12 protein-coding genes are annotated in these 16,872 nt (G+C 52.8%); all 12 read left to right on the forward strand.

Annotated elements, in window-relative coordinates:
* Positions 1-119 precede the first annotated feature (119 nt).
* The 12 genes from CIK78_RS08855 (at position 120) to pstB (ending at position 16,781) form a co-directional block, all read left to right on the forward strand.
* Entirely contained in the window at positions 120-1,790 is a 1,671-nt protein-coding gene (locus CIK78_RS08855) for an AMP-binding protein (RefSeq protein WP_096279193.1), read from the forward strand.
* Between the two features lie 118 nt (positions 1,791-1,908).
* Complete coding sequence (gene hrpA, locus CIK78_RS08860; protein WP_096279195.1) at positions 1,909-5,913, forward strand: ATP-dependent RNA helicase HrpA; 4,005 nt, start codon at positions 1,909-1,911, stop codon at positions 5,911-5,913.
* A 118-nt stretch (positions 5,914-6,031) separates the two neighbouring features.
* Positions 6,032-7,153: a beta-ketoacyl-ACP synthase III gene (locus CIK78_RS08865; protein ID WP_096279197.1), complete on the forward strand. Its 1,122-nt coding sequence runs from the start codon at positions 6,032-6,034 to the stop codon at positions 7,151-7,153.
* Between the two features lie 31 nt (positions 7,154-7,184).
* Positions 7,185-7,994 (forward strand): VacJ family lipoprotein, encoded by an 810-nt coding sequence (locus tag CIK78_RS08870; protein ID WP_096279199.1) that lies wholly within the window; start codon positions 7,185-7,187, stop codon positions 7,992-7,994.
* Between the two features lie 8 nt (positions 7,995-8,002).
* Positions 8,003-9,196 carry a SpoIIE family protein phosphatase gene (locus tag CIK78_RS08875; protein WP_096279201.1) on the forward strand — a complete coding sequence of 398 codons (1,194 nt, stop codon included), beginning with the start codon at positions 8,003-8,005 and terminating at the stop codon, positions 9,194-9,196.
* Positions 9,186-9,710: an STAS domain-containing protein gene (locus CIK78_RS08880; RefSeq protein WP_096279203.1), complete on the forward strand. Its 525-nt coding sequence runs from the start codon at positions 9,186-9,188 to the stop codon at positions 9,708-9,710. Before CIK78_RS08875 ends, CIK78_RS08880 begins: the two co-directional genes overlap by 11 nt.
* 282 nt (positions 9,711-9,992) lie before the next feature.
* Entirely contained in the window at positions 9,993-11,189 is a 1,197-nt protein-coding gene (locus CIK78_RS08885) for a multidrug effflux MFS transporter (RefSeq protein WP_096279205.1), read from the forward strand.
* A 9-nt stretch (positions 11,190-11,198) separates the two neighbouring features.
* A complete protein-coding gene (locus tag CIK78_RS08890; RefSeq protein WP_096279207.1) occupies positions 11,199-11,930 on the forward strand; it encodes a sulfite exporter TauE/SafE family protein in 732 nt (243 codons plus the stop codon).
* A gap of 141 nt (positions 11,931-12,071) precedes the next feature.
* Positions 12,072-13,088, forward strand: coding sequence for a substrate-binding domain-containing protein (locus CIK78_RS08895; RefSeq protein ID WP_096279209.1), 1,017 nt, complete (start codon positions 12,072-12,074; stop codon positions 13,086-13,088).
* Between the two features lie 108 nt (positions 13,089-13,196).
* On the forward strand, positions 13,197-14,576 hold the full coding sequence (gene pstC, locus CIK78_RS08900; protein ID WP_096279211.1) for a phosphate ABC transporter permease subunit PstC: 1,380 nt from the start codon (positions 13,197-13,199) through the stop codon (positions 14,574-14,576).
* A gap of 6 nt (positions 14,577-14,582) precedes the next feature.
* Positions 14,583-15,941 carry a phosphate ABC transporter permease PstA gene (gene pstA / locus CIK78_RS08905; protein WP_096279213.1) on the forward strand — a complete coding sequence of 453 codons (1,359 nt, stop codon included), beginning with the start codon at positions 14,583-14,585 and terminating at the stop codon, positions 15,939-15,941.
* Between the two features lie 36 nt (positions 15,942-15,977).
* A complete protein-coding gene (pstB, locus tag CIK78_RS08910) occupies positions 15,978-16,781 on the forward strand; it encodes a phosphate ABC transporter ATP-binding protein PstB (RefSeq protein ID WP_096279215.1) in 804 nt (267 codons plus the stop codon).
* The last annotated feature ends 91 nt before the right edge of the window (positions 16,782-16,872 follow it).

Raw genomic sequence — 16,872 nt, forward strand, 5'->3', positions numbered from 1 at the left:
AACGTAGGTTTTAATCGATCGTTTTACAGCCCTTTACGCGTCGTATATCGTTGGTGCTCTCAACCTCGCGACAATAACAAGGTCGGTGATCTCGCCGACACGGATAGCGGAGATTGCCCATGAGCGAACACGCCAACGCCGCCGTTTTAAGTGGCCCAGCGCTTGAAGGGTTGGATCAATATGATTCAGTCACAGATGTTTTTCATTCCGCAGTAGAGCGTTTTAAAGAAAAGCCTGCCTTTTCCTGTATGGGGAAAACGCTGACCTTTGCCGACCTTGACCGCTTATCGGGGGGCTTCGCCGCCTGGCTACAGCACGAAACTGACCTGGTGCCCGGTGACCGAATAGCCATTCAGCTGCCCAACGTATTGCAATTTCCCGTGGCAGTCTTTGGCGCGCTGCGTGCAGGCCTCGTGTTGGTCAATACCAACCCGCTCTATACCGAACGGGAAATGGCAAACCAGTTCAAAGACTCCGGCGCGAAAGCGATTGTTATTCTGGCCAATATGGCGGACAAGCTTGAGAAAGTGCTCGATAAAACGGATATCAAGCACGTTGTGGTAACTCAGCTCGGGGATTTACACGATATACCCAAGCGCTGGTTAATCAACGCAGTGGTTAAACACGTCAAAAAGCTGGTGCCCGCCTATTCGCTACCCAGCGCGACTGACTTTAGAGAGGCTTTGAAAAAAGGCGCTTCGTTAAGCCATACCGAGGTCAAGCAGACGCACGATGACTTGGCGGCCCTTCAGTATACCGGCGGCACGACCGGGACGCCCAAAGGGTCGATGCTGACGCACCGCAACCTGGTCGCCAACATGCTGCAAGCACGTGAAGCGATTGGCGTCCGCTTGCGTAATGGCGAAGAACTCGTTATTGCGCCGCTGCCGGTTTACCACATTTATACGTTTACCGTTAACTGCCTATTTTTGATGGAGACCGGCAACCACTCTTTGTTGATTACCAATCCTCGTGACCTGGATGGTTTTATTAAAGAGCTCAAAGGGCTGCCTTTTACCGCCTTCATTGGCCTGAATACGCTGTTTAATGCCCTCTGTAACCGTGACGATTTCAAACAGCTAGATTTTTCTAACTTAAAACTGACGATTTCTGGCGGTATGGCTTTGACCAAAGCCGCAGCGCAGCGCTGGGAACAAACGACCGGCTGCCCGGTTGCTGAGGGCTACGGGCTGACTGAAACATCGCCTATCGTTAGCTTTAATCCTGCTGATGCCATTCAACTGGGCTCGATTGGTAAGCCCGTGGCAGGTACTGCGGTCAAAGTTGTTGATGCCGACGGCAACGACGTCGCCATGGGCGAGCCAGGTGAGCTGTGCGTACAAGGGCCACAAGTGATGAAAGGCTACTGGCAGCGCGAGGATGACACCCGCGCGGCCATTGATGAGGGTGGGTGGTTTCACTCCGGCGATATCGCCATACTTCAAGATGATGGTTACATCCGCATTGTTGATCGGAAAAAAGACATGATTCTGGTCTCTGGTTTTAATGTCTATCCCAATGAAATTGAGGATGTAGTGGCTTCTCATCCCGATGTGCTTGAGTCGGCTGCGGTAGGTATTCCGGATGAAAACTCCGGTGAGGCGATCAAGCTATTTGTCGTAAGCAAAAATAGCCAGCTTGATGAAAAAACACTCCGTGATTGGTGTAAAAAAGAGCTCACCGGCTATAAGGTGCCTAAAGTTATCGAATTTCGTGATGAACTGCCTAAAACGAACGTGGGCAAAGTTCTGCGCCGCCAGCTGCGTGACGAAGAAGCGCCTAAAGGGTAACCGTTTAACGCGTACCCAGCGCCGTGCTAGGCGTCAAGCAAATGAAAGCGTTACACTACGGGGCTGTGCTTACGACCCGCTCAATTGAGCGGGTTGATTTTTTGTGCCACTCAAGCGAATGGAAGCCTACTCAATCGTGACCACTGACATCCCTACAGCCCCCACCGATAGCCAACGCCTTGCATCGCTGACACAGGCAGCGGGGGATGTGATGCTGCGCGATACAGAGAGGCTGGAGAAGCGCCTGAGTGGTTTGAACCGTCGCCTGCGCGATAACAAGCCTATCAGCCGTGGTTTGGATGAGGTGCAGCGCGAGATCAGCCGTGCTCAGCAGCTGCTTAGCCTACGTCAGGCTCAGCAGGTCGCGCTTAATTATCCGCCTGAACTACCGGTTGTTGAGCGGCGAGAAGATATTCTTAACGCCATCCGTGATCATCAAATCGTCGTGGTGGCAGGGGAGACCGGCTCAGGCAAAACCACTCAGCTTCCAAAAATGTGCTTAGAGCTGGGGCGTGGCCGTCGTGGCTTGATTGGCCACACCCAGCCACGGCGCTTGGCGGCTCGAAGCGTTGCCGGGCGTTTGGCGGAAGAGTTGAACGTCTCTTTGGGCGAGCAGGTAGGCTATCAGGTACGCTTTAATGATCAGAGTACGCCGAGCACGTTAGTCAAGCTAATGACGGACGGTATCTTGCTGGCTGAGACTCAGCACGACCCGCTGTTGTTGCGCTATGACACTATCATCATCGATGAGGCTCACGAGCGAAGCCTTAATATCGATTTTCTGCTGGGCTATCTAAAGCGTTTATTACCCAAGCGGCCCGATCTCAAAGTTATTATTACCTCGGCTACCATTGACGTGGCGCGCTTTGCTGAGCATTTCGGTACCGCTAAGACGCCTGCACCGGTCGTGGAAGTGACCGGGCGGACTTATCCCGTTGAAGTGCACTATCGGCCGCTGGTACGTGACGAAGACGATGAAGACGATCGCACGCTGCAAGAGGGTATTCTGCACGCGGTAGAAGAAATCGAGGCCATTGAGCGTGATAAAGGCTGGTTGCATGGCCCTCGCGATGTGCTGGTGTTTTTACCCGGCGAGCGTGAGATTCGTGAAACCGCCGATACGCTGCGCCGCGCGGAGTTAAAAGGCACTGAAATTCTGCCTCTCTACGCACGCCTTTCCAACGAAGAGCAAAACCGTGTCTTCGCCTCACACCGCGGGCGCAGAATTGTGCTGGCGACCAACGTTGCAGAAACCTCGCTGACGGTGCCCGGCATTCGCTATGTGATCGATCCAGGGCTTGTGCGTATCAGCCGTTACAGCTACCGGTCAAAAATCCAGCGCCTGCCCGTGGAGGCCGTCAGTCAAGCGAGCGCGAATCAGCGTAAAGGGCGCTGCGGGCGGGTTGCGGAAGGGGTCTGTATTCGCCTTTACAGCGAAGAAGATTTCTTATCTCGGCCAGGCTTTACCGACCCTGAAATTCAGCGCACCAATTTAGCCTCGGTGATTCTCTCAATGCTGGGCCTCAAGCTTGGCGATATAGAAGCTTTTCCTTTTGTTGATCCGCCGGATAGCCGCTTTGTTAAAGACGGTTTTCGACTGCTGTTCGAGCTGGGCGCCGTGGATGAGCAGCAGCGCCTCTCTACGCTGGGTCGTAAGCTTGCGCGGCTGCCGATTGACCCTCGCTTAGCGCGCATGGTGTTGGCAGGCGTGGACATGGGTAGTTTGCGCGATGTGCTGATTGTGGTGTCGGCATTGGCTATTCAAGACCCCCGCGACCGGCCGGCAGATAAGCGCCAAGCGGCTGATCAAGCGCACCAGCGCTGGCACGACCCGGATTCAGACTTTGTTGCATTGCTGAACCTTTGGCACGGCATCGAAAACGCCCGCGAGGCGCTGTCCGGAAACCAGTTGCGGCGCTGGTGTCGCGAGCACTACATCAACTACCTGCGCATGCGAGAATGGCACGACACCTTCCGACAGCTGCGCCAGCTGCTGCGAGATATGGATATTGATGTACCTGCACCCTTGCCACGCAACGAAGAAGAGAGTGAAGAGCAGGCTCGACAGATGCGGCGCAAAACCTCGGGCAAGCTGCATCAGGCGCTGTTATCAGGGCTGCTTTCTAATTTGGGCACGCTGCTTGAGAACCGTGAATATCTGGGCGCCCGCAACCGAAAGTTTATGATTCACCCCGGCTCTGGGCTGGCTAAAAAATCACCCAAGTGGATGATGGCGTTTGAGATGATCGAGACGTCAAAGCTATTTGCCCGCACGGTGGCCAAAATTGACCCAGACTGGATTGAGCCTCAGGCGCAGCATTTGATAAAGCGTACTTACAGCGAATCGCATTGGGAAATGAAGCGGGCACAGGTGGTGGCATTTGAGCAGGTTACGCTGTTTGGTCTGCCGATTGTCGCGAGGCGCCGCGTTCATTACGGGCCAATAGCGCCTAAGGAGTCTCGGGAGCTGTTTATTCGCCGCGCGCTGGTGGAGGGTGAGTTTCAGACTAAAGGTGCTTTCTTCGCCCACAACCGAGCGTTGGTCAGCGAAGTCGAGGCGCTAGAAGATCGCGCTCGGCGGCGCGATATTTTGGTCGATGAAGACACGCTTTTTGATTTTTACGATGCGCGTATCCCCGACGAAACGGTTAACGGCAAAGGGTTTGAACACTGGCGCAAGCAAGCCGAGCAGCGTGATCCAGAGCTACTGCATTTCGATCTTGAGTCGTTAAAAGCGCGCGATGCTGACGACGTCACCCAAATTCAGTATCCCGATTATGTAACCTTGGCCGGCGTTGCGTACCCGATTAGCTATCACTTTGACCCTGACGCTGAAGACGACGGCATCACGTTGACCGTTCCCGCGGCCATGCTGCCGCAGGTGCCGGTGCATGCTTTAGAATGGCTGGTGCCCGGGCTATTGCGTGAAAAGTGCACTGCGCTATTGAAGTCGCTGCCGAAAAGTATTCGCCGCCAGGTTGTGCCAATTCCCGATTGGGTCGATGCTGCGCTGGAAACCTTGGGGCCTGATCAGCGCCCATTAACCGAGGCTCTTGGGGAGTTTATTCGCCGTCGCACAGCGACACGCGTGCAGCTCGAAGACTGGCGCTTAGACTTGCTTGAGCCACACCTGATTATGAATATTCGCGTGGTGGATCACGCGGGTGAAACCCTGGGTCAGGGTCGCGATCTGCGCGCCCTAGAACGGCGCTATGAAGCGGCGGCCAGCGCAGGTGCTCAAGCCCTGGCCGAACAGGTCAGCATTGAGCCTGCCGTTGCCGGTCTGCCTGAGTCCCCGTTACCGGCTTCCCGCGTTACCACTCAGGCAGGCATTCGCGTTGAGGCCTACCCGGCGTTGGTGGCGCAAGCAAGCGAGTTTAAAGTTGCGCTGTTCGATCACCCTGCCAAAGCCGATGCCGCCCATCAGGAGGGCATTGCCCGGCTAGCGATTGCCAAATTGCCGGAGCAGGTTAAAGCGATTAAACAGTTACCGGGCGTTGAGAAGTGCGCACTGCTGTTTGCTAAAGTGGGGAGTAAGCAAGCTTTGGTGGATGATCTGCTGCTGGCGGTATTCAGTCAGGTGGTGGCTCAGCATCCGCTGCCGCGCTCGGCAGGGGAGTTGAGCCAACGACTCAACGATACTCAGCATCAGCTTGTTAACGCAGCGAGCACTTTACTATTACGGGTAGAGGCCGCGCTAAAAGGTCATTTAGCGGTTAGTAAGCTGCTTAAAGGTAAACTCAATTTTGCCCTTGCGCTGGTGTATAGCGATGTCAGTGCACAAATGCAGCGCTTGGTTTATACCGGCTTTATTCGCAATGCAGGCGAGTGGCTTGAGGAATACCCGCGTTACACCGAAGCGGCGCTGATACGCCTTGAAAAGGCCGCCCGTGAGCGTGGCCGCGATCAAATGATGATGCACGATGTTCAGGCGTTGGAGGCGCGTTTTGATGCGCGGCGTAAGAGCGAACAGCGTGGCCAAGTGGAAGACCCCGAACTGGTTGCTTTCGGCTGGTGGCTGCAGGAGCTTAGGGTGTCACTGTTCGCTCAGCAGTTGGGCACTAAGATGGCGGTTTCGATGAAACGATTAGAAAAGCGCTGGCAAGAAATTATTAGTGCCTAGTGCGTTGACTAAAACAGGTGTCGAAAAAAAGTTGCTGGAAAAAGCGCTATTTTACGCACACAGTAACATTATGGTTACGCCGAAAGTTACCTCGGCAAGCCGCTAAAAGGAGATTGGCATGACACATGTGGTGATCACCGGAACAGGCCTCTATACGCCGGAACACGCCATTGATAATGCCGCTTTAGTGGCGGCATTTAATACTTGGGTAGACGGTGAAAATCATCAGCATGCTGACGCCATTGTCCGGGGAGAGCGTGAGCCACTCGCACACTCGAGCAGTGAGTTTATTGAAAAAGCATCAGGTATTAAGAATCGTTACGTCCTCGATGCGCAAGGTATCCTTGACCCACAGCGTATGCGGCCTAAACTGCCACATCGGGATAATGATGAACCCTCACTTCAATGTGAAATGGCTACCGCCGCAGCGCACCAAGCTTTGGCCGCTGCGCGCGTTGATCCTGCTGACATTGAGCTGGTGATTGTTGCCTGTTCCAATTTAGAGCGTGCTTATCCCGCCGTGGCAGTCGAAGTACAGCAAGCGCTGGGTACCAGCGGCTACGGATTTGATATGAACGTTGCCTGCAGCTCCGCGACGTTTGCTTTGGAAACAGCGGCCAATGCGATAGCGTCTGGAAGCATTAAGCGCGCGCTGGTGGTCAATCCGGAAATTTGCTCGGCGCATCTCAATTTCAGAGACCGTGACAGCCACTTTATTTTCGGTGATGCTTGCACCGCCATCGTCCTGGAAAATAGTGCAACTGCTGCTGCCGATGAACAGTTTGAGATTCTGGGTACGCGCCTAGTTACCAAGTTTTCCAATGCAATTCGTAATAATGCGGGTTTTCTCAGCCGTGTAACGGATAGTGACCCGCTGGCCCTTGATAAGCTGTTTGTGCAAGAAGGGCGGCGGGTGTTTAAAGAGGTCTGTCCAATGGTCGCTAAATTGATCACCGATCATTTGGCATCTTTGGAGTTGAATGGCAGTGATTTGAAGCGTATGTGGCTGCATCAAGCCAATCAGCATATGAATGACTTGATTGCCCGTAAAGTGCTTGGTTACGACCCGAGTGCCGCTCAGGCGCCGATTATTTTGGATCGCTACGCGAACACTAGCTCCGCTGGGTCGATTATTGCGTTCCACCTTCATCGCGAAGAGCTGGTAGAAGGCGACATTGGCGTGATTTGCTCCTTCGGGGCGGGTTACAGTGCTGGAAGTGTGGTAGTTCGCCGCCGGTAACGTGGCGTTGAAATGGATAAAGGAAAATGTCATGCAGCCGTTTTTAAATAAAGAAAAGCCAGCGCTTACGTGGCGTACACAAGGATTGCCTCTTCTATTGGTGGCGTTATTGGCCACCGGCGGCTGTGCCAGCACGCAGGTGGCGCAAGACACTAACCCTGATGATCCTTGGGAAGGCTTTAACCGCAAAGTGTTTGCGTTTAACGACGTATTAGATCGCTATGCGCTAAAGCCAGTCGCTCAGGGCTACCGAACGGTTACGCCTGACCCGGTACAAACAGGAGTAGGTAACTTTTTCTCCAATTTGGGCGAAGTGCGAACGGCGCTTAATAGCCTTCTGCAGGGTAAGCCAGCAAACGCGGGCCTGGCCACATCACGGTTTTTAATTAACTCCACAGTGGGCGTCGGCGGGTTATTGGACTATGCCACCCTAATGGAAATTACCGCTGATAAAGAAGATTTTGGCCAAACACTAGCAGTGTGGGGATGGGATGATTCGCGCTATCTTGTACTGCCTTTATTAGGCCCAAGCACGCTGCGCGATACTACCGGCTTACCTGCCGACCTGGCTGCGTATCCGGTCACCTATGTCGATGATGATACCGCTCGTATAAGCCTTACTGCACTGCGGCTAATCGATGTTCGTGCAGGCTTGCTTGATCAGGAGGCGTTGATCCGCGGTGATCGTTATAGCTTTATCCGTGATGCTTTCTTACAGAGTCGTCAATTTGAGGTGAGTGATGGAAAACTGGGCGATGACCCATTTGCCGCTGATGCCTTTGACTTTGATGATAGCGACTTTGGTGATGACGGCGTTGATGGCGATAATAGCGCCGATTGAGGCTAATGATGGATCATTCTAAGCAGTTGATCGCGGTCATCGACGAACCGGGTCGTGAGCGCGATGCGCTGGCTGAAGCTATTACCTGTGATGGCATGTGGGTGTTTGCATCAGAGAATATTGAGCATCTCCCCGCTGACACAGTGCTTATTGTCGCGCATGCTAGAGCGGTTCCTAGGCAGCAGTGGTCGCAGCTAACCCGGCGCCTACCGACGCTGGTGGTCAGCGACTCGCGCCAAGATGCGGATCTTATTAAGGCGATTGATGTTGGCCTAGTGGACTATATCGTTCATCCTTTGCGCCATGCCGAGCTGTTACGACGGATGATTCGCAAAGCGATAGAGCTTAATGATCTTGCCCTGGAGCGTGAGCGCGACCACGAGCGTCTAGCTGAGCTGAATGAAAGCCTAGAGACGCATTTAGCGCTGCTGCGTATGGACCAGCAAAGTGGGGGCCATATCCAGCGGCGCTTACTGCCGATTCATCCTAAAGTCATCAACGGGGTGTATTTCGATTACTGGTTTGCCCCCTCGCTGTATTTATCCGGGGATTTTCTAGACTATCAGCGCTATAACGACCGCTATAGCGCTTTTTATTTTGCGGATGTTTCGGGGCATGGCGCCTCATCGGCATTTGTGACGGTGTTACTAAAGTATTTATGTAACCGCTGGCTCAGTGAGTGGGATGGGCAGAAGCCTGAGGACTTACCGCCGGACTGGTTAACGGCAATGAACCGTGAGCTGCAGGGCACTGACATTGGCAAGCACGCGACGTTATTTGTCGGTGTTATTGACCATGAGGCAAAGACTCTTCACTATTCGCTCGGCGCTCAGCTGCCGATGCCCCTGTTAGTGGCAGAAGGAAAGCTAAGTCGCTTAGAGGGCGAAGGAATGCCGGTAGGCCTTTTCCCCGATGTAGAGTATCCTTCGCTGAGCTGTTCCTTGCCGCCTGAGTTTCGTTTGTGGCTATGTTCAGACGGTGTATTGGAATGCTTGCCGGGTAAAACGCTCGACACGCGGCTCAAGGAGCTTGAGCAATTAGTAAGCGAGAGTGTAACGCTTGAGCTGTTGCGCGATAGGTTAGTGGGAACTAATGCACTCCTTGCTAAAGGAGATGCACAGTTTGACGCTAATCAGGAGCGCGATGCTTTACCCGATGATCTTACAATCATGATGGTGAGCGGATTTGGTCATGCTGATTGAAGAAGGTCGCATAAAAGCGGCTTTCGATACTGGTGTTTTTGTTTTAAAGCTGTGCGGCGATGTGCGCTTGACGCTATGCGCCACGCTGGACTCTCAAGCTCAACGTCTTGCCGAGACGCCAGGGCTGCGCGCCGTATTGATTGACCTGCGAGAAGCCACCAATGTGGACTCCACCGCCCTGGGCTTTCTCGCTAAGGTTGCGATGGCCGTCAAAGGGCGCTTGGAGCAGCCGCCAACCATTATTGTCGATAATCCTGACGTTCGCAAAATGCTCGATGTAATGGGCTTCGCGCGCTTCTTTACTCTTATGGAAGCGCCTTTGCCTCTGCAGCAACCTGTCGCGCTCAATGATGCACTTGAAGAATTGCCTGAAGAGCCCGCAGACGAAGAAGGCCTGCGTGAGCGAATTCTCGAGGCCCATCGCATTTTAATGCATATGAATGAGCACAACCGTGAGCAGTTTCAGCCGCTGGTTGAGATGCTTGAGTCGCAGTGTGCTACAACTCATTGCTAGTACGTCTGTGAACTGACCTTGCGGCTAGAGCGCATATGCTAACGGGGTATTGCGCAATACGCTGAATCGTCGTGTTTCTGCCTTTTATGATCGTTCTCGTATGCGTGCCTGCTTATCTGTTGTTATTTAAATTGCTCGCCTGATTATCTAGCTCTTTTAGTCCTATAGGGATTAACGAGGCAGTGGTAATGGCGTGTAAATACCGACAAATGTAATCAAATCGTCTATGCTTAGCGGCCTATCTATCCCTGTGCGCACCTGTTGTGCCTCCTATGGAGCCTCATGCACCTTAATCCTCGTCGGGTGGCACTGCTGGTTGCTGCCAATACTGCTCTTGCTCCCTTTGCTATTGATGCGTATTTGCCCGCTATAGGCATCATCGCTGAAAGTATTGATGCCAGCATTCATCGGACTGAGCTTTCTATTAGCGTCTTTTTGTTTGGCTTTGCATTAGGCCAGCTTTGTTTTGGTCCGCTATCTGATCGAATGGGACGCAAGCCGGTACTGCTGGGTGGTTTAGTCGTTTTTATGCTGGCAAGCTTAGCGATTACCACGGTGGATAGTTTGTCTACGCTGCTCTTCTGGCGTTTTATACAAGCGCTTGGCGGAGGTGCCTGCGTGGTCAATTCGGCCGCGATTGTGCGCGACTGTTTTAGTGGCCGAGAGGCTGCCAAAGTCATGTCTACCATGGCGATGATTATGATGCTGGCGCCGCTAGTAGCGCCGGCAGTCGGCAGTTTGTTGCTTCATATTGCCGGATGGTGGCTAATTTTTGTATTTTTAGCGGTCTATGCCGGCTTCTTATTATGGCTTTTAGGCACGCGTCTGCCTGAAACGCGGGATATGTCATTACCGGCAGCGTCACCACGACAAGTTATCCGTAACTATGCCAGCGTGCTTAAGCACCGGGAAGGTATGGGCTATATTTGCGCCGTTGCTTCTTCGTTTGCCGGGTTATTTGCGTTTGTAACCGCGTCGCCATTTCTGTATCTAGATTATTTTGGCTTGTCTCCAGTTACTTACCCTCTGGTGTTTGGGGTGAACGTATTGGTTATTGCGCTCTCAAATCGCGTCAATATTCATCTGTTGCGTAAGCGTTCACCGCAACAAAATTTACGTTTAGGACTACTAGTGCAGTTAGTCGCCGCGCTTGGTCTGGTGCTTGTTACCGCTTTAAATATAGCCTCACTGTTCGTTGTGGTGCCTCTCATTATGCTATTTACCGGCATGATTGGGCTGATTACGCCTAACGCTATTTCCGCACTGTTGGATCACTTTGGGCATATCAGCGCAACGGCAACGGCGTTGCTTGGCGGTATCCAATTCACCTGCGGAGCGCTTGCCGGTGTCATGGTTGGGCTGTTTGAAGTAGAGCATCTGTGGCCAATGGTTCTCACCATGCTGAGTGCGACGTTGCTAGGCAATATTGGGGTACGCAAGCTAACCAAGAAACCTGCGGTGGATGAGCTACGGGGATGAACAGCACACATGAATAGTCTGCTTGCCTGGATCAATCTGCCATTAGATACCTGGCTTGCCTGTGCCGCGGTTTTGATGCTTGGTGCTTTTGTTCAGCGAGCGACCGGCTTCGGGTTGGCGGTAGTGGGGGCACCGCTACTGTTGATGTTGGAGCCTCGCCTAGTGCCGGTCACGCTGGTGTTATTTGGGCTGACTGTCTCGCTTATGATGGTGCGCCACTATTGGCACGAGGTGCGGCTGGATGCTATTGGAATGGCGTTAGTAGGCCGCCTGCCTGGTAATGCGCTGGGTGTTTGGCTGCTACTTGTGGCCCCTATGGTGATCTTAGAAAAGCTGATTGCCGTTATCGTATTGTTCACGGTATTAGTCACTGTATGCCGTTTTCAGCTGCCGGTGAACCGTATAACGCTGTTTGGAGCGGGTGTTCTGTCCGGTATTTTCGGTACCGTTGCGGCTATTGGCGGCCCGCCTATCGTATTGTTGATGCACGGCTTGCCGGTTGATCGAATGCGCGGCAATCTGGCCGCTTTCTTTATTTTAACCTCTACGCTAACGCTGATAACTCTCGCGTTGGCGAATCAAATTCAGCTATGGCATTTTCAAATGGCGCTGACTTTTTTGCCTGCGGTGCTTATCGGTAATGCGCTGGCAGGTGCGCTAGCACATCGCTTAGACAGACGCCTATTGCAGCGTGCTTCACTAACGCTGTGTACGCTAGCAGCGATAGGGCTTTTAGTGTGACGTTAAAAAAATAGCAATAATTGGTCACTGTCATATTTCTGCAATCGATCGTGTGCAGACTCCTCTTTGCGCAAGGCCATTGGGCCAGCTCTTCCGGAAGCTAAGTGCTAACCGGATATTAAACCAGAGGGGAACACGACGATGAATGTAGCTAAGAAGACATTAGGTGTTGCAGTAGTAGCGGCCCTGGCCACTGGCGTTTCCGCTACTGCAATGGCGCGCGATACTGTGCAGATTGCGGGTTCCTCTACGGTACTTCCGTTTGCCAGTATCGTTGCTGAAGAGTTTGGGGATACTTTTTCTCAGTTCGGTACACCGGTCGTTGGCTCTGGTGGCTCTGGTGGTGGCTTGCGTCAGTTCTGCCAAGGCGTTGGCGAAAACACCATCGATATTGCTAATGCCTCACGCGCCATCCGTAGCGCTGAAGTAGCGAGCTGTAATGAGGCCGGGGTCAATGAAATACTTGAGGTCAAATTCGGTTACGACGGTATTGTTTTTGCCTCGCGCCTAGACCGCGAAGCCTTTGAACTGACCCCAGACCATGTCTTCAAAGCCGCCGCAGCCCAAGTTACCCAAGACGGCGAACTGGTGGATAACCCCTATACCCGCTGGTCAGAAATCGATGCTGACCTGCCAGACCAGGAAATTGTGCTGGTCATCCCCGCTTCAAACCACGGCACCCGTGAAGTGTTCGAAGAGAAAGTCATCCACCCTGGCTGTGAAAGCGACGCCCAGGTTGAGGGTGATGCCTGCGTCAACCTACGTGGCGATGGCCGTATCGTTGAAATTGCTGGCGACTACACCGAAACGCTAGCGCGTTTAGATGCTCAAGCAGACGCCGTTGGCGTATTTGGTCTTAGCTTTTACGAGCAGAACCGCGACCGCCTACAAGTGGCCACCGTTGACGGCGTAACGCCAAGTCTGGAAACCATTGGCTCGGGCGAATACCCGATTTCTCGTCCGCTGTTCTTCTACGTGAAAGGTGAGCACCTTGACGTAATTCCGGGTCTGGCCGAATACACCGAATACTTCCTGAACGACATGGTGTCAGGCTACGGCAGCCCGCTGGAAGATGCTGGTCTTATTCCACTGGATGAAGAGGAGCGTGCAACCGCGCTTGAGCAGTTCCAAGCCCGCACTGTGGTTAGCCCAGAGTAAATACGGGCCTACTTGCCATCGATTAACACTTAACTCGCTTGGCAGTCGCGCCGGCATCAATGATCTGATGCCGGCGCTTAAATGTAGAAAATCACAGGCGGAGAGATAATGAGCAACATTGCCTTGATAGCCACACTGCTCGTGATCATGGCCCTGGCTTACCACTTAGGGCTGACACGAAGCCGTGCGGTTGCGGCAGAAAATGATGTCAGGATGCACTCGCGGCCGGGCTATTACGGTGTGCTCGTTGCATTGTGGTGCGGGCTGCCAGCCTTAGTGCTGTTTTTGCTGTGGTCTTTCTTAGCGCCCCAGCTTATTGAGATGCTCGTTACTCATCAGTTGCCCCATGAGTTGGTGGCTAGCATGAGCGGACGGGAGCTTGAAACAACGTTACGTCGTATTTCCGTACTAGCCGAAGGGCGTGGTGTTGCCGGCGGTGGAAGTGCCCAAGAACTGGCGGCTGCCAACCATATGGCGCGCCTGCATACCTATGAAAATCTAAGTCTCGTCGCGCTAATGGCTGTGTTAGTGGTCGCCGGTTTGACATATGCCAAGCGGCATATTTCACCCCAGTGGCGCGCTAGAAACCAAGTTGAGCGGGTGATTACCTTTGCCTTAGCAGCCTGTTCGGCAGTAGCGATTTTTACCACGGTGGGTATTGTGCTCTCCATGCTGGGAGAGGCTTTAAAGTTTTTCAGCTTTATTAGCCCCGCTGAATTTTTCTTGGGAACCACTTGGAATCCTCGTTTCAATACCGCCGGGTCGAGTGCTCAGGGCGAATTTGGGCTCCTGCCGTTGCTATGGGGCACCATGATGGTGAGCGCCATTGCCCTCTTAGTGGCCATCCCCATTGGTCTCATGACAGCCATTTATATGGCCGAATACGCGCCTCGCTGGCTGCGTAATATCGCTAAGCCGGTAATTGAGGTGTTAGCGGGTATTCCAACGATTGTTTATGGTTTTTTCGCGCTGATTGTCATTGGTCCTTTCTTGTCGAGTGTCGGTGATGTCATCGGTATCAATATCCGTACCACCAGCGCACTGACCGCCGGCCTGGTGATGGGGATTATGATTATTCCTTTTGTCTCATCGCTTTCCGACGACATTATTACCCAGGTGCCTAAATCGCTGCGCGATGGTGCGCTGGGGCTAGGTGCAACGAAGTCTGAAACGATCCGCCAAGTAGTTTTGCCGGCAGCACTGCCGGGTATCGTCGGGGCCTTTTTGTTGGCGGCCAGTCGGGCGATTGGTGAAACCATGATTGTGGTATTGGCCGCGGGTAATAATCCAGTGCTGCATGGCAATCCCTTCGAAGCGGTTTCAACCATCACAGTCACCATTGTTAATCAGCTGACCGGGGACATGGATTTTGCCAGCCCGCAGTCGCTGGTTGCGTTTGCACTTGGTTTGACGCTGTTTGTGATTACCCTAGGTTTGAACGTTATCGCACTGGTTGTGGTGCGTAAATATCGCCAGCAATACGAGTAAGCGACTATGTCTATAACGATTGAGCAGCGTCGACAGCACCGTCTGATGACGATCGAAAAATCGCTGGCGAAACGACACCGCAAAGAGACCCGCTTTCGCCGCGTGGGGTTAGCCGCTGTGACAACGGGCATGGCTCTGGTAATCATTTTATTCGCGAGTATTCTTGCGCGTGGCGTACCTGCTTTTTGGCAGTCGACGGTTTACACCGACGTGTATTTTGACCCTGAGGTTATTCAGTTGGATGAAAAGCCGCGGCGTGAAGATGGCGAGACCCAGCTTGCATTTGATGAACGCTATGGCGCATGGCTAACGCAGGCCAGTTTAATCAACTGGCAGTCACTGATTGATAATGCAATGGAAGATGCATTAGGCGTGGATGTTGAGTCTCGCCAATTGCGCGACTTGCGGGCATTATTGGCCTCTGGCGAGCGCTTTGCATTACGCGACCAGTTTATTGAAAAGCCTTCATTGCTTGGTCAAACTGTCGAGGTCAAGCTGCTTGCCAGCGCCAATGTGGATGTATGGATCAAAGGCAATATAGATCGCAGCTTACCGGATGCGCGTCAGCAGCTTAGCCCGCAAACGCGTGAGTGGGCTGATCGGCTCAGTGATGAAGGCATCATTGAGAATGCTTTCAGCACATCGCTGTTTCTCAATACGGATTCGCGCAGTTCACCGGCGTCAGCAGGTTTGGCAGGTGCCTTTATGGGCTCTCTGTTTATGATGATGGTGGTCATTTTGCTGTCGGTGCCTATCGGTGTCGCGAGCGCTGTTTATCTTGAAGAGTTTGCGCCTCAAAACCGTCTCACCGATCTGATCGAAATCAACATCAATAATTTGGCCGCTGTGCCTTCCATTGTCTTTGGCCTGTTGGGGGCATCCATCTTTATTGGCTACTTTGGCTTGCCGCTATCAGCACCGGTCGTCGGCGGTTTGGTGCTAACGTTAATGACATTGCCGACGATCATTATTACCACGCGCGCATCGCTGCGTTCGATCCCTCCTTCCATACGCCAAGCGGCGTTGGGTATTGGGGCATCGAAAGTACAAACCGTTTTTCACCATGTGCTGCCGCTGGCGCTGCCCGGTATATTGACCGGCTCTATTCTAGGTATTGCACAAGCGTTAGGTGAAACGGCGCCGTTACTGCTGATTGGAATGAATGCCTTTGTGGCCAACGTGCCGGGTACGCCGCTGGAACAATCAACGGCGTTGCCTGTACAGATTTATCTCTGGCAGGGCAATGAGCTGCGCAATTTCTTTGAAGCGCGCACATCAGCAGCCATCATCGTGTTGCTAGGGCTGATGCTTAGCTTGAATGCATTGGCGATTTGGTTGCGTAAAAAATTCGAGACGAGGTGGTAAGTGAATACTTCTACACAGCCTAATATACCTTCGCCTATGGTGAGTGTGGGTAACGGCGAGAGCCGCACCAGTAAGGCAAAAGATAAAGTGAAAATGAGCGCTGAAAACGTCGAAGTGTTTTATGGCAATGCTCAGGCGATTAATGGGATTGATCTCGATATTTACGAGAATGAAGTAATGGCCTTTATCGGCCCTTCGGGCTGCGGTAAATCAACGTTTTTACGCTGCCTGAATCGGATGAACGACACTATTGATATTTGTCGTGTCGAAGGCAGAATAACGTTAGATAATAACGATATTTATGCTCCGGATCGCGATGTCGTACTACTGCGGGCTCAGGTCGGCATTGTGTTTCAAAAGCCTAACCCGTTTCCTAAATCGATCTACGAAAATATCGCCTATGGGCCGCGTCTTCACGGACTGGCAAAGCGTAAGGCAGAGTTAGACGATATCGTTGAAAGCAGCCTGCGTCGTGCGGGCTTGTGGGACGAGGTTAAGGATCGCCTTGATCAGCCCGGCACGGGCCTATCCGGCGGGCAGCAGCAGCGTCTATGTATTGCCAGAACCGTGGCCGTTAGCCCTGATGTCATTTTGATGGACGAGCCCTGTTCGGCGCTCGACCCAATCGCAACAGCGAAAATTGAGCAGTTGATAGATGAGCTGAGCGAGAGTTATACCATTGTGATGGTAACGCACAATATGCAACAGGCTGCTCGCGTCGCTGACCGTACCGCCTTTTTCCACATGGGAGACCTGGTGGAAGTGGACAGTACCGATACTATTTTCACTAACCCACGGGATCAGCGCACGCACGACTATATTACCGGACGCTTCGGTTAAGTACCTTAATTGGCTAAGTTTTAATGGCTCAGTTTTAATGACTAAGCTTTAATGACTAAGATTTAATGACTAAGCTTTAAGCCAACGTCTT

The organism is Halomonas sp. JB37, from assembly GCF_002332255.1.
GTDB lineage: Bacteria > Pseudomonadota > Gammaproteobacteria > Pseudomonadales > Halomonadaceae > Vreelandella > Vreelandella casei.